We start from the raw sequence: 23,581 nt of genomic DNA, 5'->3' as shown, positions 1-23,581 counted from the left end.
GTTAAAAGAATAAAGAACTAAAAAAATAGATTAGTCGAGATGGCAAATCATAAATCATCACTGAAAAGAATCAGACAAGAAGAGACAAGAAGACTTCACAACAGATATTATGGCAAGACCATGAGAAATGCTGTTAGAAAGCTTCGTGCAACTACTGATAAAGCAGAAGCAGTTGCAATGTACCCAGGCATTACAAAGATGTTGGATAAGTTGGCTAAAGTGAACATCATTCACAAGAACAAAGCTAGCAATCTGAAATCTAAGTTGGCTCTTTACATCAACAAGCTCGCTTAATAATAAGAATTTAACAATTCTATATAGCATCCAGGCTGAACTTTTAAGTTCGGCCTTTCTTGTTTATAACCAACTGAATATCAAACTTATCAAGAAAGCGGAGAATCAACCCGCATTCTTTATTTTTCACTGATTATTCTTCGCCAAGTCGACAATTTTCACTATATTTGCTCTGTTATTAAAGTTAGAAAGGCAATTATGAGCGAAGAACAAATCACTCCCAATAACGGGTCTTATTCTGCGGATAGCATCCAGGTATTGGAAGGTCTTGAAGCAGTAAGAAAACGCCCTGCGATGTACATTGGTGACATCAGCGTCAAGGGACTTCACCATTTGGTATACGAAATCGTTGACAACTCTATCGACGAAGCATTGGCCGGCTATTGCGACCATATCGAAGTAACAATCAACGAAGACAATTCAATCACAGTACAGGACAACGGACGTGGTATTCCGGTGGACTATCACGAGAAAGAAAAGAAGTCGGCACTGGAAGTTGCCATGACCGTACTGCATGCCGGAGGTAAATTCGACAAGGGTTCTTACAAGGTATCCGGAGGTTTGCACGGTGTAGGTATGTCTTGCGTAAACGCGCTGTCTACCCACATGACTACGCAAGTATTCCGTGATGGTAAAATCTATCAGCAGGAGTACGAGATCGGTAAACCGCTTTACTCTGTAAAAGAAGTCGGTACAGCCGACATTACGGGAACCCGCCAACAATTCTGGCCGGATGATACTATCTTTACTGAAACGGTATACGACTACAAGATTCTGGCTTCACGTCTACGCGAATTGGCTTATCTGAACGCCGGTCTTCGTATCTCCCTGACTGACCGTCGGGTTGTGAATGAGGACGGAAGCTTCAAGGGTGAGCAGTTTTATTCAGAAGAAGGTTTGAGAGAGTTTGTACGTTTTATCGAGTCTTCACGCGAGCACTTGATTAACGACGTTATCTATCTGAACTCAGAAAAACAGGGAATTCCTATTGAAGTGGCTATCATGTACAATACCGGATTCTCCGAAAACGTTCACTCATACGTTAACAATATCAACACCATCGAAGGTGGTACACACCTGGCAGGTTTCCGTCGTGCACTGACCCGTACGTTGAAGAAATATGCTGAAGACAGCAAGATGCTGGAAAAGGTGAAGGTTGAAATCTCGGGAGATGACTTCCGTGAAGGTTTGACCGCTGTTATTTCTGTAAAAGTAGCTGAACCGCAGTTTGAAGGACAGACTAAAACGAAGTTGGGTAACAACGAAGTGATGGGTGCTGTTGACCAGGCAGTAGGTGAAGTATTGGCATATTATCTGGAAGAACACCCGAAGGAAGCAAAAACGATTGTAGACAAGGTGATTCTCGCAGCTACCGCACGTCACGCAGCAAGAAAAGCTCGTGAAATGGTACAACGCAAGTCACCGATGTCAGGTGGCGGTCTGCCGGGTAAATTAGCTGACTGTTCGGATAAGGATCCTTCAAAATGTGAATTATTCCTCGTCGAGGGAGATTCGGCAGGTGGTACTGCCAAGCAGGGACGTAACCGTATGTTCCAGGCTATCCTCCCATTACGTGGTAAGATTCTGAACGTAGAGAAGGCCATGTATCACAAGGCTTTGGAAAGTGATGAAATCCGCAATATCTACACAGCCCTCGGTGTGACTATCGGAACAGACGAAGACAGCAAGGAAGCCAACATACAGAAGTTACGCTATCACAAGATTATCATTATGACCGATGCCGACGTCGATGGTTCTCACATCGACACACTGATTATGACGTTCTTCTTCCGCTATATGCCACAGATTATCCAGAATGGCTATTTGTATATCGCCACTCCCCCGCTCTACCTCTGCAAAAAAGGTAAAGTAGAAGAGTATTGCTGGACAGATACACAGCGTCAGAAGTTTATCGACACTTACGGCGGTGGTTCGGAAAATGCAATTCATACACAGCGTTACAAAGGTTTGGGTGAAATGAACGCACAGCAGTTGTGGGAAACAACTATGGACCCCGAAAACCGTATGTTGAAACAAGTAAATATTGACAACGCTGCTGAAGCCGATTATATCTTCTCTATGTTGATGGGTGAAGATGTAGGACCACGCCGCGAGTTTATTGAAGAAAATGCAACGTATGCAAATATCGATACATAATTAAATAATTACGTTTTATAAACCAACCTCACATCTTACAACGAGGAAACGCCGATGGCGAAGGAACATCCTTCGATCGGCGTTTTTCTTTTGCCCAAAGGGGCTTTATGTTCGAATAGTTCAACTACCTATCTCTTAATAAAAGCTAACAGCAGAAACGTTTTCCATACAAAATCACTATCTTGCATAAAAAGCAAAGAAAACATAACTATGAAAATGAAAACTACTGCTCCTAATCCGTTATTTGCAAAGATCAGGTTGTTTCTTATTGTATTGACTTCCTGCGTGATCGCCACTTGTATTTTCTTGATTATTATTCATCCGGAAGTATGGATGATACCGGCATGCGGAATTATTATCGCATTGTGTATTTTACTATATCAGGTATATTGCATACGCAAGAACCGAAAGAGAATTTAAATGTACTGTTGCTTTTTCAGTTCTTCGGCAACAGTAACCAATTCTTTGTACCATTCTTCACCGAACTTACGGATTAAAGGCTCTTTTAAAAACTGATATACGGGAAGATTCTCTTTTTTTCCCAGCAAAACCGCTGCTTTGCATACGTCCCAACGATTATAATTCACCGCTTTATAAGGTCCGTAATCTCCAATCCGGATAGGATAAAGATGGCAGGACACCGGTTTATAGAAGGCAGTCTTTCCCTCTCGATAGGCCTTTTCGATCGCGCAATAGCAGCAACCATTCTCATCATAACAAGTAAACACACAGTCCTTATTATTGACAATAGAAGTCACCAAATCACCTTCCTGATCCGTATATACCACCCCTTGCTTTTCAATCACCGCACGTGCTTCCGGAGCCAGTTCGTCCCAGATAACCGGCAAAACCTCTTCCAACTCCATCACCTCATCCAGCTCTACCGGAGCACCGGCATCACCTTCAATGCAACAAGCACCCTTGCAGGCACCCAGATCGCAAAGAAACTTCTCTTGAAATACATCAAGAGACACTACTACATCACCTATTTGTATCATTTTAAATTGAGAATTGAGAATTAAAAATTGAGAAATAAATGTTTTGGTTTATTTTTTAAGTGAATCTTTCATAGACTTAACAATGCAAACTAAAAGCGCAACCAATTCATTGCAATCTGAAGAAATAGATTGATAGACTATTTCGTTCATATAATGAGTATCCTTCAATAAAGAAAGCCAATAAGATGTTTCATTTGCTTCTTTCAGTGCAACATTCATTTTATTCAAGAAGTCTGCACCACTCTGCGCATGATGAGCTTCAGCAACCAAAGCTCCGATAGCAGTTCCACTGCGTAATAACTGTTTTGATAAAACAAACTTTTTTTCAGATTCTGCTAAAAACTTGTATGCGTTTACTATACGAATAGCAAACGCATACGATTTAATATGAATAGCATTATTCTTAGCTATCATTTTTTAATTTTTAATTCTCAACTCTCAATTTATTAAAACGTTTCCGTCCATTTCAGCCGGAACAGCCAGCCCCATAATCTTGAGAATAGTCGGAGCAACATCTGCCAGACGACCGTTTTCTACTTTCGCAGCTTTGTTCTCTGTTACATAAACACAAGGAACAGGGTTCAAAGAGTGAGCAGTGTTAGGAGTACCGTCTTCGTTCAAAGCGTGGTCAGCATTACCATGGTCGGCAATGATAATTGCTTCGTAATCCTGTGCTTTGGCAGCTTCGATTACATCTTTCACGCAAGCATCTACAGCAATAACAGCTTTCTCGATTGCTTCATAAATACCGGTATGACCTACCATGTCACCATTAGCGAAGTTCACTACGATGAAATCATATTTGTTCTCGTTGATGGCAGCCACCAATTTGTCTTTTACTTCGAAAGCGCTCATTTCCGGCTTCAAGTCGTAAGTAGCCACTTTGGGAGAAGGAACAAGGATACGATCTTCTTTGTCAAACGGAGTTTCACGTCCACCATTGAAGAAGAATGTTACGTGCGCATACTTTTCTGTTTCAGCGATATGAAGTTGGCTCAATCCTTTAGAAGCAAGATATTCGCCTAATGTATTAGATACATTATCTTTGTCGAACAGGATATGAACGCCCTTGAAAGAAGCATCGTACGGAGTCATACAGTAATATTGCAGCCCTGGGATGGTGTGCATACCTGCTTCCGGCATATCTTGTTGAGTCAATACAACAGTCAACTCTTTGGCACGGTCATTACGATAGTTGAAGAAGATAACTACATCACCTTCTTTGATTGTTCCGTCGCAGTTGGCATTCACAATCGGTTTGATGAATTCATCTGTAACACCTGCATTATAAGACTCCTGCATAGCCTGAACCATATCGGTAGCTTTCTCACCTATGCCGTTTACAAGCAGGTCATAAGCTTCTTTTACACGTTCCCAACGTTTGTCGCGGTCCATAGCGTAATAACGGCCGATGATAGAAGCAATCTTGCCTGCTGATTTCTCACAGTGTGCAGAAAGTTCTTCGATAAAGCCTTTACCACTCTTCGGGTCAGTATCACGACCATCCATGAAGCAGTGAATAAATGTATTGTCGATATTATATTCTTTAGCGATATCGCAAAGTTTGAAGAGATGAACGAGTGAGCTATGTACGCCACCATTAGAAGTCAGCCCCATAAAGTGAACACTCTTTCCGTTTTCTTTTGCATAAGAGAAAGCAGAAACGACTTCAGGATTTTTCAGGATGCTATTGTCAGCACATGCACGATTGATTTTTACCAAATCCTGATAAACTACGCGTCCGGCACCGATATTCAAGTGACCTACTTCCGAGTTACCCATCTGTCCGTCGGGCAAACCTACGTTTTCACCACTTGCCTGAAGTTGAGAGTGAGGATAAGTAGTCGTCAGATAATCCCAGTAAGGAGTGGGAGTGTTGAAGATTACGTCGTCTTTCTTTTGGTCACCTAATCCCCAACCATCGAGGATCATTAAAAGGGCTTTCTTACTCATAATATTTCAATATTTAAATTATCACTCTGATTTTCGGGCGCAAAGGTACAAAAAAGATGGTTACGTAAACGTTTAATCTATGTTAAGTTACAGGGCAGAAGTGCACCAGGCTACGGATATTTTTCTTACTTTGTAAAATTACTTTCAATATGTTGATCGAAAAACTATTATTATGAAAACAACTTTATTTTGTATCTTACTTTTGTTATCGGGTATAGTATCCGCACAAACAATCGACCATCCTTCTTTCAAAGCCCGATCAGGAAGTATTTCCAACATCACTCGCATAGAGCGCACTGCCGAAAATACAAGAGTATATATTCATGCCATCTTCCGCCCGCATTGGTGGATCATGGAAGATGGAGATACCTATCTGGAAGATGCCGCAACCGGCAAGAAATATCTGTTCAAAAGTGCTGAAGGCATCGAACTCAAGAAAGAAGTCTATATGCCGGATTCAGGAACAATGGATTATGTGCTGGTTTTCGAGCCGTTACCGTCAGAAACACAGACCATTCATTTTCTCAATCCTACTGACCCCGAAGGCAATATCTATGACATATCGCTGGTTCCGCAAAAGAAGAAAGATTCTTCTCCACTAGCCACCATCAAAGGCAATTGGTTCAAAACGGACGGTTCCGGTTCATGGCAATATGGAGTTTACGACTCCATCAGCATTCTGAATAACCGGATATACACCAATGAAAATATCCGAAAAAAAGGAAAGCGGATTGAAATGACTTTAAAAGATAGAGAGAGTCAGGAGGAAATGACTTTATCATTCACCCCGCAAAAAGACGGCACGTGTAAGATTCAGCAGAAAGGAGCGGAAGAATTAGTGTACAGCAAGGAGAGAACTCCGATTACACAGGTTGCTGCAGAACCTGATTTTAAGCAATTCTTCCGGCAGGATTCAACTTATCTGCAAGGGTATATAAACGGATACGATCCTCGTTTAGGATTTGACACCGGTCTTATTTATCTGTCAAATGAACTGACCCGTGAAGATTATCCGACCGTCATCCAGATAGCCCCGAACGGTAGTTTTAGCTGTCGATTTATCATTAATCATCCGATAGAATCATCGGTAGTACTGGGACACAACTGGATTCCATTCTATATTGAACCCGGACAAACTCTCACCATGTATATCGACTGGGAAGCTGTAATGGCACGCAGCCGTGCACGCGATCATTACTTCCCTATCAGGAACACAGCATATATGGGTCCATCCGCCTCTCTCTCCTACCTCCTGAAAGACTTTGATAATCTGATTACCTATCGCTATGAGGACTTATCGAAATCGCAAAAGACATTAACTCCCGACCAATACAAGGAGCACATGAAGCCTATCATTGCACAATGGAAACAGGTTGCAGACTCTGTAAGCCAAATCTATCAGCCCTCTCTCAAGGCAGTTCATCTGATAAAGAACAAGGTAGATTTGCAAGCCGGAAGTATGCTTTTTGATTTCTTGATGAGCAGAGATTATTACGCAAAGCAAGATAGCACCAATCAGGTACTAAAAGTAAAGGAAGACGATTCCTATTATAGTTTCTTGAAAGATATGCCACTCAATGATATAGCCGTACTTGCAAATACAAACGCAAGCACGTTTATCAATCGCTTCGAATATATGGATCTGTTCCGAAAAGCGTATCCCGGTCTTTCTTTTTCTTTATCAGACAGTATCGACTGTACGTATCCAGAAAAATCACTGTTGACTTTCCTTAAAGAAAAAGGCGTGAAACTGAACGATGAGCAGGAAAAAATAAGACTTAAACAAGAGAAGTTGGCCGGAACTAGTGCCAAAATCATTATCAAAGAGGTAATCGATGAAAACAAGAAAATAGCGTCACTCTATGAGAAGGAACAGAAACTCGTACAAGAATATGAAACATTATACTCAAAGGAAACGAAAACAAAGGAAAAATCCCAGCAAGATAAAGACAGAAGTGCCATAAATATGAACCGGAAATATAATTTCAAGAAAGATTCCATTATTGCCCAATTATATCCTATTCCTAATCCATTGCTTTGGCAAATAGCCAAAGTGCGAAGTCTTAATTTTGATTTAGGAAATATTAAAGACAGCCAAATAGCCCACGAATATGTGGATAGCATCAAACAAATATTTACCGAACCGTTTCTCGCAGCAGAAGCTGAACGAGTGCTGGAAAAGACACACCCGAAAGATAGGGCGAGATCTTATCAGTTGCCTGAAGGAAAAGCGACTGAAGTATTCCGCAACATCATAAAGAATCATTCAGGTAAGGTTCTGTTTGTCGATTTCTGGGCAACGACTTGTGGCCCTTGTCGTGCAGGAATAGAGGCAACTGCCGATTTACGCAAAAAATATAAAGATCATCCGGAGTTTCAATTCATCTATATCACAAGCCAGAAAGATTCGCCCGAGAAAGATTACCAAAAATATGTAGAGAAGAATCTAAAAGGAGAAGCCTGTTATTATGTTTCGGAGGCAGAGTTCAATTATCTGCGTCAACTATTCCAGTTCAATGGTATTCCACACTATGAACTTGTTGAAAAAGATGGTAGCATATCCAAAGAGCGTTTAAGCAGTTACAATATCAGGAAATATCTGGATAATCATTTCGAAGGAAAAGCAGAATAGTAACGGAGCCTCTAAATAAAGGGCACGAATAAAAGAATATCAAAAAAAGCGATACAAAGGGCGGAACCCTCTTCATTTTTCCGTACCTTTGCATCGCTTTTAAATTAAAATCATAGAAATATGGACGATTCAAACCCGCGAACGTGCACAACTAGTATTAATTAAAGCGAACAGAGTCATTGAAACTTGATGCCTCTGCTCGTGTCAAACAAACGAAAGGAGGCAATAAGATGAGAACGTATCTTTATTGTGAAGCTGGCTTTGTGGAAAAAGCTCAATGGCTTCCTAACAGCTGGGTAAATGTAGTATGCCCAAATAATGATGACTTTGAATTTCTAACTCAAACTCTCAACGTACCCGAATCATTTCTTAATGACATAGCCGATACGGACGAACGTCCGCGTACGGATACGGAAGGTAACTGGTTATTGACCATTCTTCGTATCCCTGTGCAGATTGCGCAAAACAGCACTCTGCCTTTCAGCACCGTACCAATCGGTATCATCACCAATAATGAAATCATTGTGTCCGTCTGTTATCATAACACTGATCTATTACCGGATTTTATCGAGCATACCCGCCGAAAAGGGATTGTTGTGCGCAACAAACTGGATCTGATCCTCCGGATCATCTATTCTTCTGCCGTATGGTTCCTGAAATACCTAAAGCAGATAAACATAGACATCAGCGCCGCAGAAAAGGAACTGGAACGAAGCATCCGCAACGAGGACCTGCTCCGACTGATGAGACTGCAGAAAACATTGGTCTACTTCAATACTTCCATCCGTGGAAATGAAGTGATGATAGGAAAATTAAGGACTATTTTCCAGGATACGGATTATCTGGACACTGAACTAGTGGAAGATGTGATTATCGAATTGAAACAGGCACTTAACACGGTGAATATTTACAGTGACATTCTCACGGGAACGATGGATGCTTTTGCCTCCATTATCTCCAATAACGTGAATACAATCATGAAACGCATGACAAGTCTGTCCATCGTCCTGATGCTCCCGACATTGATTGCCAGTTTCTATGGTATGAATGTGGATATTCATCTGGAAGAGGTACCCTTTGCTTTCTCTTTGATCGTACTATTTTCCATCGGATTGTCAACTCTTGCGTTTGTGATATTCCGGAAGATAAAATGGTTCTAATACAAAAAAACAGCTTACCATCTGTGATCCTTTAGAGGATTCTAAGACGGTAAGCTGTAAATTATACGTTTTTTATTCTATAGAGAATTAATTAAAAGAGAATGTTTAGAGAGAGAAATTAAAATATCTTATCCTTCTTTGCTTGCTTTTCTTCCGCCCAACGGAATAGAAACTCCAACGAATCCGTTCACAGAGTTAGAGTTCTTGCCTAAGAACATATAGTCAGTTCCGACAAACAGAGGACCTAATTTCAGACCCAGACCGAAAGATTTACCCGCTGACTGGATAGCTGAATAACTAAGTGCTACATTGAACCAGCTTTTCGGGCGATAGTTTGCAGAGAATGTTAATTCTGTAAGAGCATCAGGCTGTACAAAACGAGTTGTTGACAATACACCTACTGCTAATTTGTTATTGAAGAATCCATATTCTGCACCTAATACTAGGGTAGAAGCAAGACGAGATTTACGAGATTCTTTGGCATCACCTACTTCAAGTTGCAACATGTCATAGTTAAGCACATCACCTTGTGTCACAAGATCCATATAATTTTCAGCATCGCTTTGTAATTGGTTCAACGCACCTGTAACACTAGATTGCGGATTAGCTGGATCAATCATGCCTGCATAAGTACTTCCTTTAAGATCAATTGGATCCGGATTAGCAGATGCAATCTTTGTACTTGATTTAGACCAAGAAATAAAACCCAAGTCGAGAATAGAAGCAGATACAGTCAGGTTATCCAAGATTTTATAAGAAGCACCTAAATCAATACCGAAGCCATAACCAGCGATACCTAATTTACCACTGTCAAAGTCGAAATCAGTTACATAGTCTTTACCTTCTTCTTCTTTTAGTTCCAGACCTTTGAAAGAACTCTTCAGTTCGGCACCAACATTTAAGTTAGCATGATAATTATCAAACTTAGCTTTCAATTCTTGAGCTTTTGCAGCAATTTCTGCAGGAGTACCTGACCAATAGCTATCACTTGACCACTCATTTATTTGTTGATCTGTAGGCAAATTAGCACTCATCGCAATTCTATTAAGTTTCAGTTCCATGTTGCCAATACCTAATAAAGCTTTTACCCTAGCACCAACAGTCAAACGACTATTAATCTGACGTGAAAGTCCTAAACCAATTTCCGTATAAGCATTGATATTCAATTGCTGACCACTAATATCATAATTACTGTTTCTCCAATTGTCTTCAATTGTTTCCATCTGATTCAGGAAATTGAACATATTCTTTGTCAGATTAGCACCGATATCTGTACGAAGACCGATATTAAATGACCAGAAGTTTTTTCCTTTATACCATCCTGCAGAAAAAATTTCTGTACTGAAGTTCACATTCAGCTTATTATTATCTTTCAGACGGTTCATGAAATCCGGTTTAGTGTAGAAATCATCGCCATCATCAATAATGTCAATGATATCCTGATAGCCTAACGAAGTAGAACCAACCGTTGCATTAACAGCACCGATCACCGGAAGGTTAAAGTAACCTTTAGTCGGTGTTAAAGCCGGATTCAGTTGTTGACGATAGTGAGTACCTTCCATGAAATAGGAAGTACGTAAAAACTGTGCATTTGCAGAAAGAGTGCAAACCAACATAATAAAAAATACCCCAATGAGCTTAGAAGACCATAATAGCTTGTTCGTTGCCATGATTTTAAACTTTTTAATTCTTATTATTGTTCGCAAAGATATAGCATTTTAATAACAAATAAAAGCACTAGGCAACACTTTTTTAGCCTAAACGGAACAATTTCACGGTTATCCGTAACAAAATCGTGCTTATTCTGCAAAAAAATGTAGAAAATGTGTGTAAAATGAAACAAAGCGACTTTAGAAGCTCAAAGTCAACTGGCCATCTCCCAACAGATTGAACGTCATGCGATGGTAAGGAGTAGTGCCACGTTCGGCAATGGCGGCACGATGTTTTTTAGTTGGATAACCTTTATTGTGGTCCCAGTCATAATATGGAAATTCTTCGTGAAGACGGTTCATATAATCGTCTCGATATGTTTTGGCTAAAATTGAAGCTGCTGCTATCGAAAGATATTTCCCGTCTCCTTTCACTACTGTAGTATGGGGAACACCGGGGTATTTAGTGAAACGATTACCGTCGATCAGTAAATGTTGGGGACGGGTGGACAACTGATCCACTGCACGATGCATCGCCAGAAAAGAAGCCCGCAGGATATTTATTTCATCAATTTCTTCCGGTGACACAATGCCAACCGCCCAAGCAATCGCTTCTTTCTCTATTACCTCACGTAATGCATAACGTTGCTTTTCCGTCAGTTGTTTGGAATCATTCAACAGTTCATTCTTAAAATCCTTCGGAAGAATAACCGCAGCAGCATATACCGCTCCCGCCAAACACCCACGACCGGCCTCATCACATCCGGCCTCAATCAGATTCTCGTTCAAATAAGGTAATAACATATTTATCGCTTCTATTTTGATACAAAGGTAATTCAAATTAAAAAAGGAGACTTGTTTTGTCTCCTTTTTCTTATTTCTCTTCTGCTTTTTTAGAATAAACTCCAGGCAACAGTCAGTCCTGCCATCACAATGGCGACCATGCTCATAAGCTTTATCAAAATATTCAAGCTCGGACCGGAGGTATCTTTAAACGGATCACCTACTGTATCTCCTACTACGGTTGCTTTATGCACTTCACCGCCTTTTCCACCAAAGTTACCTTCTTCCACATATTTCTTTGCATTATCCCATGCACCTCCGGCGTTAGCCATAAAGATAGCCAACACGAAACCACTGCTCAAGCCACCAATCAGCAGACCGAGTACGCCGGGAACGCCAAAGATAAATCCTGTAAGAATTGGAGCAACAATAGCAATCAAGGAAGGAATAACCATCTCACGCTGCGCACCCTTTGTCGATATTTCAACACAACGTTCGTAATCCGGCTCGGCTTCTCCAGTCAGAATACCCTTTATGTCACGGAACTGGCGGCGCACTTCGTCAACCATGTGTCCTGCCGCACGCCCTACTGCATTCATTGTCAAACCACAAAACAGGAAAGCCATCATTGAACCGAGGAACATGCCCGAAAGTACTTTCGGATTCATCAAGTGTACTTCGTAATAATCCATGAAGTCGATAAAAGTGGCATTTGCTACGCTGATAGAACTTCCATCTGCAAAAGTCAGGTCCACATTACCAAGACGTGTCAGACCGATTCGGATTTCTTCAATATAAGAAGCCAGCAAAGCCAGACCTGTCAGTGCAGCGGAACCGATTGCAAAACCTTTTCCTGTGGCGGCAGTTGTGTTACCCAATGAATCGAGCGCATCAGTACGTTTGCGAACTTCAGCACCCAGACCAGACATTTCCGCATTACCTCCCGCATTATCCGCAATCGGACCGTAAGCATCCGTTGCCAATGTGATACCTAAGGTAGAAAGCATACCAACAGCTGCAATACCGATGCCATACAATCCCATGCCTACATTACCGAAATCACCTGCGGAAGCCAACAGATAGGAGGCAATGATACCAATCACTACTGCAACTACAGGAATAGCTGTAGAAAGCATACCCAAACCAATACCGGAAATAATGACGGTAGCAGGGCCAGTCTTACCGCTTTCACTTAGTTTCTGGGTAGGACGATAAGATTGAGAAGTATAATATTCCGTAGAACGTCCGATGATAATACCTACTACCAGTCCGACTACTACGGCACAAGAAATCCAAATCCAGTTATCTAGTTGCAAGAGCCACAGGATTAAGAATGTAGCTGCAACAATAAGCACGGAACTAAGGTTCGTACCGAAAGCCAATGAACCGAGCAAGTCTTTCATGGTCGCATTCTCTTTAGTACGGACAGCGAATATCCCTATAATAGAAAGGATAATGCCAACAGCTGCAATCAACATCGGAGCAATAACTGCCTTGAATTGCATCACTGTATCTGCCGAATGGATAAAAGCAGCAGCACCCAGTGCAGCTGTTGCCAAAATCGAGCCACAGTAAGATTCATATAAATCGGCTCCCATACCGGCCACGTCACCTACATTGTCACCTACATTATCGGCAATAGTAGCAGGATTACGAGGGTCATCTTCCGGAATTCCGGCTTCTACTTTACCTACCAAGTCGGCTCCAACATCAGCTGCCTTCGTATAGATACCGCCACCTACACGGGCAAAGAGTGCTTGTGTAGAAGCACCCATACCGAAAGTCAGCATGGTAGTAGTAATCACACAGAGTTTATGAGTAGGTGTCAGCGCATCAGCAGGAATGACTGCATTCAACAACAGATACCAGAAAGATATATCGAGCAATCCCAGGCCAACTACAACTAATCCCATCACCGCGCCGCTTCGGAAAGCAATCCTCAACCCTGCATTCAGAGAATTACGGGCGGCATTAGCGGTACGAGCCGACGCATAAGTCGCCGTCTTCATCCCTAAAAATCCGGAAAGCCCGGAGAAAAATCCGCCTGTAAGAAAAGCAATGGGAACCCATGCGTTCTGTACATGAAAGCCGTAGGCCATAATTGAAAACAAAATAACCAACCCCAAGAATACCCAGCCTACTATTTTGTATTGCTGTTTCAGATAAGACATAGCTCCTTTGCGCACAGCAGCAGCTATCTTTATCATTTGGGGTGTACCTTCGCTCTCTTTCATCATTTGCTTATGAAAGTAATAAGCAAAGCAGAGGGCTAACACGGAAGCGACTGGAACCAGCCAGAAAAGAATGTTGTCCATAGGATCAATTTTTAAAGGGTTTACGGAGGCTAAAAGTATGGAAATCAAATGAAATAAGCAAGTAAAAAAGAAAGAATTTATAAAGCTGAATTATTCTATCTTTTATACATCTCTTTAAACAAAATGGGCACACTGTAGTTATTTACTTCATTCCCTCATTTCTATACGGTTTTGAAATAAGTCAAGTCATAAAAAAATAAGCTGAAATATAATCCCAGCGAGCATTTACTAGAGAATTAAGAGATTATATTTCGGCTCATTTCTGTGCCGGAAAGGAGCTAAAACCTGTTCACCACCCCATGATAAAATAACGAATAATAGTCTATAGTTACTAATCCTCTGCCATTCTCTGCTTATTTTGTTGGGCAAACTCTGTAGGAGTAACTCCGAATTGCTTCTGAAATATCTTTGCGAAGTAAGAAGGCGACTGGAAACCTACTCTGTCAGAGATTTCGTTGATGCGCAATTCTCCCTCCTGCAATAGTTCTGCCGCACGTTTTAATCGGATGATACGGATAAAGTCGAGTGAAGAAAGATCGGTCAGCGCCTTAATCTTACGATGCAGGCTGGAGCGGGACATATTCATGGCTGCAGCCAATGCTTCCACATTATAATTGGCGTCGGAAAGATTCTCACGCACTTTGGCTATCAGTTGGGACATCAGTTGTTCATCAGCTCGTGACATCGCACCCCCTTGCGGAGTACAAGCTCCGTAAGTGATCTGATTAATAAACATCTCATGCGTACGATGGGATTCACGCTCACGCGCCAGTTCTGCCAATAATTGCTGCTCACGGATCTTTTGTACTTCCCGGCGGCGATAGGCGCGAAGAGTCAAGACAAAGCTGCCGGACACTACAATGATATAGATAAGGTAAGCCCACACTGTACGCCACCAAGGTGGAAGAATACGCACTGATAAAGTAGCTTCTTCCTGATTCCAGACACCATTATTATTACTACCCCGCACACGGAACAGGTAGTCTCCCGGCGGGAGCTGGGCATAAGACGCTGTATGCACATCAGATGTATAATTCCAGTCATTATCTATCCCTTCCATTTTGTAGGCATAACGATTTGCACTTGGTGAGGTATAACTTAAAGCAACAAAATCAAAGCTGACGTTAGAACGGTAAGGCAGTTGCACACCATCCGCCGTGAAAGGAGTTTCACGTCCCTGCACGTACATTCCGGTGATATAGACTGGAGGCACAAAAGTATTCGGGTGGACAATTTGTGGATTAAAAGAGACCAATCCATTGATAGTTCCCATCCAAATAGTACCATCAGAGGCAGCCAAGGCCGATTTATAGTTAAACTGGTTATCAGGTAACCCGTCATTTCGGTTGAAAACTTGCAGGCTGTCTGTTTCCGGATGAAGACAAACCAGCCCACGGTCTGTTCCGAACCAGATACGATGTTGCCGGTCTTCCACGACTTTATATGTTACGTTGTCCGGAAGCCCGTCCGCTTTGGTGTATGTCCGGAATCTTCCGGTTTCGGGGTTAAAACGCAACAATCCACCCCGGTCTGTAGAAAACCAGATAAAGCCTTTACTATCCTCCGAAATACCTGTCACTTCATTTGTTCCGATAGAAGTGCTGTCCTCCGGTATACATTTATAGCTGACCATCTGATTTGTCTGCGGATGATACCGGAATATTCCACTGCCCATCGTTGCCACCCATATATTGCCGGATTTATCTTCGAGAATATCACGCATATAAGCATACCCGAATTGCTCCATTTTCTCAAAAGTCCGTCCTTTGTCGGCCGAACGAAAGATGTTCCAGCCATCACCCAACCAGATTGCTCCCCCACGATCGCGGTAAAGGGCAAACACGGAACCTTCACTGATACCAAGTTGTGCGGGATAGAACGTCTGAACCTGATCTTGAGAAACAATCAGGTCGATGCCCCCTTTAAAGTAACCTGCACCAACCAAATCATCCGAAGCGAACAGGCTTAATACATTCTGACGGTCAGGCGACTGGGGAATTTTAGTGAAAGTCTGTGTTCCCGGATTCCAGTAGCAAACACCGCCATCCTGCGTACTGACCCACACCACTCCGTCTTTTCCTTCCGCCAATTCACTGATGCGTCGTCCGCTGACTGTACCGGGCGCTCCCGGAAGATAAACCGAAAAATCGAGCGTACGTACAGGCAGATAGCTGGCTCCTCCAAATTGCGTACAGATCCAGGTTCCCCCTTCACGATCACGATAAATCTTATCGACGATAGCATCTCCAAGCCCATACTTTCCTCCGGCATCGGCAGGAATATGTTGCACACTGTTGTGTTTCTCATTAATCACATAAACGCCATTCTGCGTACCCACCCACAGCTCGTCTCCGAAGCAAACAGCGTAGCGGATAATTTTTCGATGTACTTCGGGTGCAGGGAATATACTCACTTCTCCGGTCTTTTTGTTGAACCGTTTCAGTTCCTCTTCATGCACTCCGACAATCAGCTCATCGCCATAATCACACAGAGTAAAGATGAAATCCCCTTTAAGTGCTTCTGTTGCATAGGGCACAAACTTATCCTGCTCCGGACTGTAACGGTAGATTCCCGCTCCATACGTACCCACCCAGACCGTACCTTCTTTATCTACACAGATAGACTGCGGAAAGTCCTTGCTTTTATCCTTACTGGGACAGGGAATATAGCGGAACAGTTTACCCGTCTCCACCTGATAGCGGAAAACTCCCTGATTCGGTGCATTCACCCAGATATTTCCCGAATGATCTGCCAGAATATCTTCAATCCAGTTGTATCTGATTTGTTCTCCGTTCTCTGTGCGGGCATCAAAGAACGAAAACTTCCCGGTAGCAAGCTCCTGAATATAAACACCATCATCCGTACCTACCCATAATTGACGGTGATTATCCTCAAAAAGAGCGGATATGACCTGATTGCCATGCTGCAAAGTTTCGTCATAGCAGTTATAAAGCTTCATCGACACGCCGTCATAACGATTAAGACCGTTGCGCGTACCCAGCCAGATAAAACCGTAACTATCTTGAATAATGGACTTGACATGACTGTTCGAAAGACCGCTTCCTCCATCTACACGGATAAAGTTATACTGTCCCGTCGCGGCAAAATCCGGAAGGAAAAAACAAATAGAAAGGAGAAAAAGCAGCAATTTCCTTTTCATACACAGATATTAGATAGCGACAAATATAGTTTTTTTTACGCTAAATGCATAGGAAGGATGAAACATTTGTTGCACGGATGGCAATAAATGTCGCACTGCAAAGGGCTATCGCACACTTGAAACATCTCTTGCACATCTTGACAAAAAAGAGTATAGCCACTTGTTTCTCCTCCTCCTATCTTTGCCTTCGTCAAAATGACACAACCGATGTGAACTTCCAAATCTTTAAATGAATACAAGTGATGAAAAAAGTAACCTTTAGTTGCCTTACTCTAGCAACCCTGTTGCAACTGATTCCTTCCAACGGGAATGCAGCGAACATTCAGGTGAACAAGAAAAAGACGAACCGAATCGAAATGAAGCAGGATACGATTCCTGCCAACTCTACTAAAAAAGAATCAGAAGAAGGCGAACGCAATGTGATGCTGAATGCTTCTGATGCCAACAAACCCCGCGAAATTCAAATCGGACTTCCCAGCGAGGACGTTAATGTCTATGAGAATGGACTTCCTGCCGTATATTCCTCTACCGTTCACAAACTTGCCGCCCATTGGCGCAGCGACAGCAGCCTGGGAGAAGTAGGACTTTTATCTCCTTCCGAGTCGGCCATCACGACCGGTAATATTGCTTACTCCGTCAACTCATTCAGCAAACTGGGACAAAAGGATTTCCAAGGTATATTAAACTACCGCACCAATCATTTCGGTATGCAGAACTTCGATTTCAATGTTTCAGGAGCCATCAATGACCAATGGCTTTACACGGCAAGCATCTACCAGAACTTCGACCCGGGAAGTTTCGATCTGAAATTTACGAACTATGCAGACCGCACAGAGATTTATCATGCCGGCCTGACCCGTCTCTTCAACAACGGACGCGGCAAAATATCTTTGCTCTACAAACACTCCCGCAGTGAAAATCCGGCCAGCTATGCCAATGCAGCTCCTTTTATCTATGTCGGCGACGGCTCGGTTAAAGAGATAGACGGTTTCAAACTGGGGACAAATTCTTATGTTCCGCAGAACGGTTCTTTCCCATACATGGACGTAAGAGACGGAAAGATAAAAACATGGAACTTGAGCGATGGTTCTGAAAACCGTGCCAATGAGATTGCATTAATCTCCGATTATCTTTTTAGGAACGATCTGCTATGGAAATTCAATCTGAAATATATGGATGCTCCACGTGCCAACTATGTCGACTTCGGAGGCAGCACCATCAGCGAAGTAACCGCCAACGATGGTTTTACGTTATCAAACGGTGATCCGTATGAAGGACTCGCAGAAGGTCGCCGCACCTGGTTGCACGTAGGCAAAGTGAAAAACTTCCTAATCACTTCCGAGTTGAACAAGACCTTTGGCAACCATGATCTGCGTCTGGGAGTGAACGAATGGTATTACCATCTTGATTATTATTCCTCTTCTCTGCAATGGATGGCTACCGTACAGAACTATCCACAGTTGCTGACTTCTACAACTACAAGTTCTCTGGACCCCACCCTGACCGGTCAGCGCGTACAAACATACGGGTACAACGAACTTAGTCCCGAATATACAAAGGGATATGAGAACAAACTCGCCCTTTACTTTACAGACAACTGGCAAGTAACTCCCCAATTCAATATCTATTATGGCGGACGCCTGGAATATTACCGGATGAGTGCCGATCAAATATCCGCTTCCCGTTTCCCGGGTTTCCACATCGGCGACTTTACCACTTATAGCAAAGAGGAAGAAACAGGAAATATCATTGCCACACAACGCAGCATTCATCCCGCCAAACTGGTAAAGGATAAACTGAACTATGCCGCCACGCTCCGCGCCACTTACAACGTAACCGGACAATTCGGCCTGACTGCCGACGGAACAGTAGCCACCCGCTTCCCACGTATCAACGAATATGCCGGAACAGGTCCTACGGAAGAGCAATACAAACGTGTCACCATACCGTTAATCCGTGGCGGTTTGTTCTACAAGAACAAGTGGATCAACCTCACCTCTATGGTTACCTATATCTCTAAATCTAATAATATTGACCAGCAAAACCTGACGAAACCGGGAACGGAAGAAGGAAAGACCGTATTGCTTATTTATAATATCAAAACACTGGGATGGACCACATCTGCCGAAATCGACCCGTTCAAAGGTTTTCACCTGCACGCTCTGTTCACGTATCAGAAACCTGTTTACAAGAACTATAATGCAAGCGTCACATTCAACGACGGTTCGGAAATGTCTGTCAACGCCAATGGGATGATTGTAAAAGAGATTCCGCAGATTCTTGTCGAACTCGACCCAAGCTATAATATCACGAAGGACTTACGTCTTTGGCTTAGTTTCCGCTATTTCGGCAAGACTTACGCCAATCTCCAGGAAGCCCTCTATTTCAACGGTCGCTGGGAAACTTTCGGGGGGATCAACTGGAACGTAAACAAGCATCTTTCTTTAGGGGCAACAGTCATCAACTTCCTGAATCAGAAGGGGGCCAGCGGAACCATCAACGGTTCGGAACTGATTACCAAAGAAGAAGCTGCCCAGTATGCCGGCAACTATATGAGTGGAAATTATTTACGCCCATTTACCGTAGAATTTAGCGCAAGCATTAAATTCTAGTTCATTCCTGACGAATTATAATTATCTTTGCGGCATTCTATGCCCACAAACTAACTAATACCTAATTAATTATTAAAAAACCATGAAGAAACTTTTCGTATTACTTATGGCATTGTTTACCCTGGCGCAAGTGGACGCCCAGGAAAAGAACGTTATCCGCATCGCAACGGACAACACAGACTTAATTCTCCAAGTAGCTCCTAACGGACGACTCTATCAGGCTTATCTGGGCGATAAGTTACTGAATGAGAAAGACATCAACAACTTTTCTCCTTACGTAAAAGGAGGAAGTGACGGTAGCGTATCCACCCGCGGATGGGAAGTATATCCGGGCTCCGGCGCCGAAGATTATTTTGAACCGGCTGTAGCTATCACGCACAATGATGGGAACCCGAGTACGATTCTCCGCTATATATCCTCCGAGCAGAAGGCAGTGGCGGGCGGAACGGAAACGATTATTCAACTAAAAGATAATCAGTATCCGGTAGAAGTCACACTACATTACATCGCTTATCCGAAAGAAAACGTCATCAAGACGTGGAGCGAAATCAAACATGCTGAAAAGAAGCCTGTGACCTTATGGCGTTATGCTTCCACCATGCTTTATTTCTCCGGAAACGAATATTTCCTGACAGAATTCAGCAGCGATTGGGCAAAAGAAGCACAAATGAGCACACAACCTCTGTTGTTCGGTAAAAAGGTGATCGACACCAAACTGGGAAGCCGTGCTGCCATGCACACCCACCCGTTCTTTGAGCTTGGTTTTGAACAACCGGCACAGGAAGCGCAGGGACGTGCCATGCTAGGTACTATCGGATGGACAGGAAACTTCCAGTTCACTTTCGAAGTGGACAACGTAGGTAATCTCCGTGTAATCCCCGCCATCAATCCTTATGCATCTGATTATGAACTGAAGCCGAATGAAGTGTTTACAACTCCTGAATTCATCTTTACTTTCAGCAACAACGGTACGGGCGAAGCCAGCCGCAACCTTCACGCATGGGCACGCAACTATCAGCTGAAAGACGGACAAGGCGACCGTATGACTTTATTAAACAACTGGGAAAATACTTACTTCAAATTCAATGAGGAACTGCTTGCCGAACTGATGAAGGAAGCTAAACATCTTGGTGTAGATATGTTCCTGCTGGATGACGGCTGGTTTGGCAACAAGCACCCACGCAACAGTGACAATGCCGGACTGGGTGACTGGGAAGTGATGAAATCCAAACTGCCGGGCGGTATTCCTGCCCTTGTACAGTCTGCCAAAGAAGCCGGAGTGAAATTTGGTATCTGGATTGAACCGGAAATGGTTAACCCTAAAAGTGAGTTGTTCGAAAAGCATCCCGACTGGGCTATCCAACTGCCTAACCGCGAAACATATTATTACCGTAATCAGCTGGTACTCGATCTTAGCAATCCGAAAGTACAGGACTTTGTATATGGTGTAGTGGATAAGATCCTGACAGAGAATCCGGAAGTAGCTTTCTTTAAATGGGACTGTAACTCTCCAATTACAAATGTTTATTCTCCATATTTAAAAAATAAACAGGGACAGCTTTATATCGACCATGTACGTGGTATATACAATGTATTGAAACGTATCAAAGACAAATATCCGAACGTGCCAATGATGCTCTGCTCCGGCGGTGGCGCCCGTTGCGACTACGAAGCTCTGAAATATTACACAGAATTCTGGTGCAGCGACAACACAGACCCGATAGAACGTCTGTTTATCCAGTGGGGATTCTCACAAATCTTCCCGGCAAAAGCCATGTGTGCACACGTAACCAGCTGGAACAAGAACACAAGCGTGAAGTTCCGTACGGATGTGGCAAGTATGTGCAAACTGGGCTTTGACCTTGGACTGAAGGAACTGAATGCAGACGAACAGACTTACTGCCAGAACGCAGTTGCCAACTGGACGCGTCTGAAAAAAGTGATTCTGGACGGCGATCAATACAGATTGGTTTCTCCCTACGATGGCAATCACATGTCTCTCATGTATGCCTCACCGGATAAGACCAAAGCTGTGCTTTATACCTACGATATCCACCCACGTTTCGGTGAGAAACTGCTCCCGGTAAAACTTCAGGGACTGGATGCGAAGAAAATGTATAAGGTGAAAGAAATCAACCTGATGCCGAATTCCAAATCGAATCTGGCCGCCAATGAGAAAACTTATTCAGGAGATTATCTGATGAAAGTGGGAATCAATGCTTTCACAACAAATCAGGCTTTCAGCCGCGTAATTGAGCTGACTGCTGAATAAAAAGGAAGGAAATAATCGATAAAAAAGGGGATTCGCTGTTATCAGCGTTTCCCCTTTCTTTTTACATACAATAATATTCAATTCATCTTCAATCGCAACAGCTGTTTCAATGGTTACAACTACTCTATTAGACGGGGAAGTCCCTAAAAAAGTTGCAGCTACACCGTAACTTTTTACGATATAGCTGCATTAATGTTAAAGAGAGAGAATTTATATAATATAAGCATGGTCTCACGACCCTCCTGATATTCAAAGAACATTTTGTTTCTTTACCTATTAGACGCACGAAAGCTCAAATCACTGCACTCGAGGCCCTCTTTTTTTAGTTAAAGAATAAAAAAAGCCGCTACCCCACAGGAATAGCAGCTCATATCTTTAAAACATCTTGCTGACACGTTCAATTCCTGCCACCAAAGTGTCTATTTCCGATTTGGTATTGTACATGGCAAACGAAGCACGTACCGTTCCTTCTATGCCAAGACGTTGCATGAGAGGTTGTGCACAATGATGCCCCGTTCTCACGGCAATGCCTAGACGGTCCAGCAACGTGCCGAGATCGAAATGATGGATATCTCCCACCAGGAAGGAAATGACTGCTCCCCGTTCGGCTGCTTCACCGAATATACGTATATGGGGGATTTCTTTCAGACGTTGCAAAGCGTAAGTTGTCAGTTCATACTCATGGGCGGCTATCTGTTCAATGCCATGTCCGTTCACATAATCAAGGGCTTTTGCCAGTCCGGTAGTTCCGATATAGTCGGGCGTACCGGCTTCAAACTTGAAAGGAAGTTCATTAAAAGTGGTCTTCTCGAAAGAGACATGCTGAATCATCTCTCCTCCTCCCTGATAAGGTGGAAGGCGATCTAACCATTCTTCTTTTCCGTAAAGCACTCCGACACCTGTCGGACCATATATCTTATGGGCGGAGAATACCAAAAAATCGGCATCCAACTCCTGTACATCCACTTTCATGTGAGGAATAGACTGTGCAGCATCTATCAGGCAAGGTACACCATGCGCATGAGCTGTTGCGATCATCTCCTTCACCGGATTCACTGTACCCAGTACGTTCGATACATGAACTACGCTGACTATTTTCGTACGTTCGGAAAATAGTTTTTCATATTCATCCAGCAGAAGTTCGCCTTTATCATTCATCGGGATTACTTTTATGGCAATTCCTTTACGGGCAGCCAACAGTTGCCAGGGAACGATGTTGCTATGATGCTCCATCACGGAAACAATCACTTCATCCCCTTCTTCCATAAACTCGTCACCGAAGCTGGAAACAAGCAGGTTGATACTTTCTGTTGTTCCGCGTGTAAAGACAACTTCATTCGTGCTACGGGCATTGATGAACTGACGTACCGTTTCACGGGAAGCCTCATGCAGTTCCGTAGCTTGCTGGGAAAGATAATGTACGCCGCGATGCACATTGGCATTGACGGAATAATATTCATCCACCAACGCATCAACCACCAGACGGGGTTTCTGTGTTGTCGCACCGTTGTCGAAATAAACCAAAGGTTTACCGTAAACCGTGCGGCTCAATATCGGAAAATCTTCACGTATCTTTTGAATATCCACGTTCATTAT

The 23,581-nt window shown here is 43.0% G+C and carries 15 protein-coding genes; 7 read left to right on the top strand and 8 right to left on the bottom strand.

Going from position 1 to position 23,581, the window contains the following annotated elements; translation table 11 throughout:
• Nucleotides 1-39 precede the first annotated feature (39 nt).
• The 3 genes from rpsT to H8796_RS07250 all read left to right on the top strand — a co-directional run bounded on the left by rpsT (nucleotide 40) and on the right by H8796_RS07250 (nucleotide 2,871).
• Entirely contained in the window at nucleotides 40-294 is a 255-nt protein-coding gene (rpsT, locus tag H8796_RS07260) for a 30S ribosomal protein S20 (RefSeq protein WP_004298235.1), read from the top strand.
• Between the two features lie 198 nt (nucleotides 295-492).
• On the top strand, nucleotides 493-2,451 hold the full coding sequence (gene gyrB, locus H8796_RS07255) for a DNA topoisomerase (ATP-hydrolyzing) subunit B (protein WP_117610775.1): 1,959 nt from the start codon (nucleotides 493-495) through the stop codon (nucleotides 2,449-2,451).
• A 210-nt stretch (nucleotides 2,452-2,661) separates the two neighbouring features.
• Nucleotides 2,662-2,871 carry a hypothetical protein gene (locus tag H8796_RS07250; RefSeq protein WP_004298238.1) on the top strand — a complete coding sequence of 70 codons (210 nt, stop codon included), beginning with the start codon at nucleotides 2,662-2,664 and terminating at the stop codon, nucleotides 2,869-2,871.
• On the opposite strand, the gene H8796_RS07245 is transcribed toward H8796_RS07250, so the two are convergent.
• The 3 genes from H8796_RS07245 to gpmI are packed head-to-tail and all read right to left on the bottom strand — an operon-like array spanning nucleotide 2,868 to nucleotide 5,402.
• Nucleotides 2,868-3,449, bottom strand: a complete 582-nt coding sequence (locus tag H8796_RS07245; RefSeq protein WP_117610774.1) for a DUF3109 family protein — start codon at nucleotides 3,447-3,449, stop codon at nucleotides 2,868-2,870. The genes H8796_RS07250 and H8796_RS07245 overlap by 4 nt on opposite strands.
• Nucleotides 3,450-3,497: 48 nt before the next feature.
• The gene (locus H8796_RS07240; RefSeq protein ID WP_117610773.1) at nucleotides 3,498-3,863 is read right to left on the bottom strand and encodes a four helix bundle protein; all 366 of its coding nucleotides are present in this window, start codon (nucleotides 3,861-3,863) and stop codon (nucleotides 3,498-3,500) included.
• Between the two features lie 24 nt (nucleotides 3,864-3,887).
• Nucleotides 3,888-5,402, bottom strand: a complete 1,515-nt coding sequence (gene gpmI, locus H8796_RS07235; RefSeq protein ID WP_117610772.1) for a 2,3-bisphosphoglycerate-independent phosphoglycerate mutase — start codon at nucleotides 5,400-5,402, stop codon at nucleotides 3,888-3,890.
• Between the two features lie 172 nt (nucleotides 5,403-5,574).
• On the opposite strand from gpmI, the gene H8796_RS07230 reads away from it, so the two are divergent.
• Together H8796_RS07230 and H8796_RS07225 are read left to right on the top strand one after the other, a co-directional pair.
• Nucleotides 5,575-8,034, top strand: a complete 2,460-nt coding sequence (locus H8796_RS07230) for a TlpA disulfide reductase family protein (protein ID WP_117610771.1) — start codon at nucleotides 5,575-5,577, stop codon at nucleotides 8,032-8,034.
• A 230-nt stretch (nucleotides 8,035-8,264) separates the two neighbouring features.
• Nucleotides 8,265-9,194, top strand: a complete 930-nt coding sequence (locus H8796_RS07225; RefSeq protein ID WP_008649186.1) for a magnesium transporter CorA family protein — start codon at nucleotides 8,265-8,267, stop codon at nucleotides 9,192-9,194.
• A gap of 128 nt (nucleotides 9,195-9,322) precedes the next feature.
• Here H8796_RS07225 and H8796_RS07220 read toward each other — a convergent pair whose 3' ends face one another.
• The 4 genes from H8796_RS07220 to H8796_RS07205 form a co-directional block, all read right to left on the bottom strand.
• Nucleotides 9,323-10,864: a DUF5723 family protein gene (locus tag H8796_RS07220; protein WP_117932401.1), complete on the bottom strand. Its 1,542-nt coding sequence runs from the start codon at nucleotides 10,862-10,864 to the stop codon at nucleotides 9,323-9,325.
• Nucleotides 10,865-11,044: 180 nt separating this feature from the next.
• Nucleotides 11,045-11,647, bottom strand: a complete 603-nt coding sequence (locus tag H8796_RS07215; RefSeq protein ID WP_008998146.1) for a ribonuclease HII — start codon at nucleotides 11,645-11,647, stop codon at nucleotides 11,045-11,047.
• 89 nt (nucleotides 11,648-11,736) lie between these two features.
• Nucleotides 11,737-13,941 carry a sodium-translocating pyrophosphatase gene (locus H8796_RS07210; protein ID WP_008998147.1) on the bottom strand — a complete coding sequence of 735 codons (2,205 nt, stop codon included), beginning with the start codon at nucleotides 13,939-13,941 and terminating at the stop codon, nucleotides 11,737-11,739.
• A gap of 331 nt (nucleotides 13,942-14,272) precedes the next feature.
• On the bottom strand, nucleotides 14,273-17,101 hold the full coding sequence (locus H8796_RS07205; RefSeq protein WP_117932403.1) for a two-component regulator propeller domain-containing protein: 2,829 nt from the start codon (nucleotides 17,099-17,101) through the stop codon (nucleotides 14,273-14,275).
• A gap of 242 nt (nucleotides 17,102-17,343) precedes the next feature.
• On the opposite strand from H8796_RS07205, the gene H8796_RS07200 reads away from it, so the two are divergent.
• Together H8796_RS07200 and H8796_RS07195 are read left to right on the top strand one after the other, a co-directional pair.
• Complete coding sequence (locus H8796_RS07200; RefSeq protein WP_117932405.1) at nucleotides 17,344-19,713, top strand: TonB-dependent receptor; 2,370 nt, start codon at nucleotides 17,344-17,346, stop codon at nucleotides 19,711-19,713.
• A gap of 82 nt (nucleotides 19,714-19,795) precedes the next feature.
• Entirely contained in the window at nucleotides 19,796-21,985 is a 2,190-nt protein-coding gene (locus H8796_RS07195; RefSeq protein ID WP_117971802.1) for an alpha-galactosidase, read from the top strand.
• 375 nt (nucleotides 21,986-22,360) lie between these two features.
• Here the strand turns inward: H8796_RS07195 and H8796_RS07190 are convergent, their stop codons facing one another.
• The gene (locus H8796_RS07190) at nucleotides 22,361-23,572 is read right to left on the bottom strand and encodes an aminotransferase class V-fold PLP-dependent enzyme (RefSeq protein ID WP_117932538.1); all 1,212 of its coding nucleotides are present in this window, start codon (nucleotides 23,570-23,572) and stop codon (nucleotides 22,361-22,363) included.
• Nucleotides 23,573-23,581 lie beyond the last annotated feature (9 nt).

The sequence above is a fragment of the Bacteroides sp. M10 genome (assembly GCF_014334015.1).
GTDB classification, from domain to species: Bacteria; Bacteroidota; Bacteroidia; order Bacteroidales; family Bacteroidaceae; genus Bacteroides; species Bacteroides intestinigallinarum.
This window is presented reverse-complemented; position numbering and strand designations above follow the sequence as displayed.

What these genes read in the sequence shown, in the direction of transcription:
- H8796_RS07225 (WP_008649186.1), top strand. Translation starts at nt 8,265, where the DNA reads ATGAGAACGTATCTTTATTGTGAAGCTGGCTTTGTGGAAAAAGCTCAA.
- H8796_RS07210 (WP_008998147.1), bottom strand. Translation starts at nt 13,941, where the DNA reads ATGGACAACATTCTTTTCTGGCTGGTTCCAGTCGCTTCCGTGTTAGCC.
- gpmI (WP_117610772.1), bottom strand. Translation starts at nt 5,402, where the DNA reads ATGAGTAAGAAAGCCCTTTTAATGATCCTCGATGGTTGGGGATTAGGT.
- H8796_RS07215 (WP_008998146.1), bottom strand. Translation starts at nt 11,647, where the DNA reads ATGTTATTACCTTATTTGAACGAGAATCTGATTGAGGCCGGATGTGAT.
- rpsT (WP_004298235.1), top strand. Translation starts at nt 40, where the DNA reads ATGGCAAATCATAAATCATCACTGAAAAGAATCAGACAAGAAGAGACA.
- H8796_RS07250 (WP_004298238.1), top strand. Translation starts at nt 2,662, where the DNA reads ATGAAAATGAAAACTACTGCTCCTAATCCGTTATTTGCAAAGATCAGG.
- gyrB (WP_117610775.1), top strand. Translation starts at nt 493, where the DNA reads ATGAGCGAAGAACAAATCACTCCCAATAACGGGTCTTATTCTGCGGAT.
- H8796_RS07220 (WP_117932401.1), bottom strand. Translation starts at nt 10,864, where the DNA reads ATGGCAACGAACAAGCTATTATGGTCTTCTAAGCTCATTGGGGTATTT.
- H8796_RS07240 (WP_117610773.1), bottom strand. Translation starts at nt 3,863, where the DNA reads ATGATAGCTAAGAATAATGCTATTCATATTAAATCGTATGCGTTTGCT.
- H8796_RS07245 (WP_117610774.1), bottom strand. Translation starts at nt 3,449, where the DNA reads ATGATACAAATAGGTGATGTAGTAGTGTCTCTTGATGTATTTCAAGAG.
- H8796_RS07195 (WP_117971802.1), top strand. Translation starts at nt 19,796, where the DNA reads ATGAAGAAACTTTTCGTATTACTTATGGCATTGTTTACCCTGGCGCAA.
- H8796_RS07205 (WP_117932403.1), bottom strand. Translation starts at nt 17,101, where the DNA reads ATGAAAAGGAAATTGCTGCTTTTTCTCCTTTCTATTTGTTTTTTCCTT.
- H8796_RS07230 (WP_117610771.1), top strand. Translation starts at nt 5,575, where the DNA reads ATGAAAACAACTTTATTTTGTATCTTACTTTTGTTATCGGGTATAGTA.
- H8796_RS07200 (WP_117932405.1), top strand. Translation starts at nt 17,344, where the DNA reads ATGAAAAAAGTAACCTTTAGTTGCCTTACTCTAGCAACCCTGTTGCAA.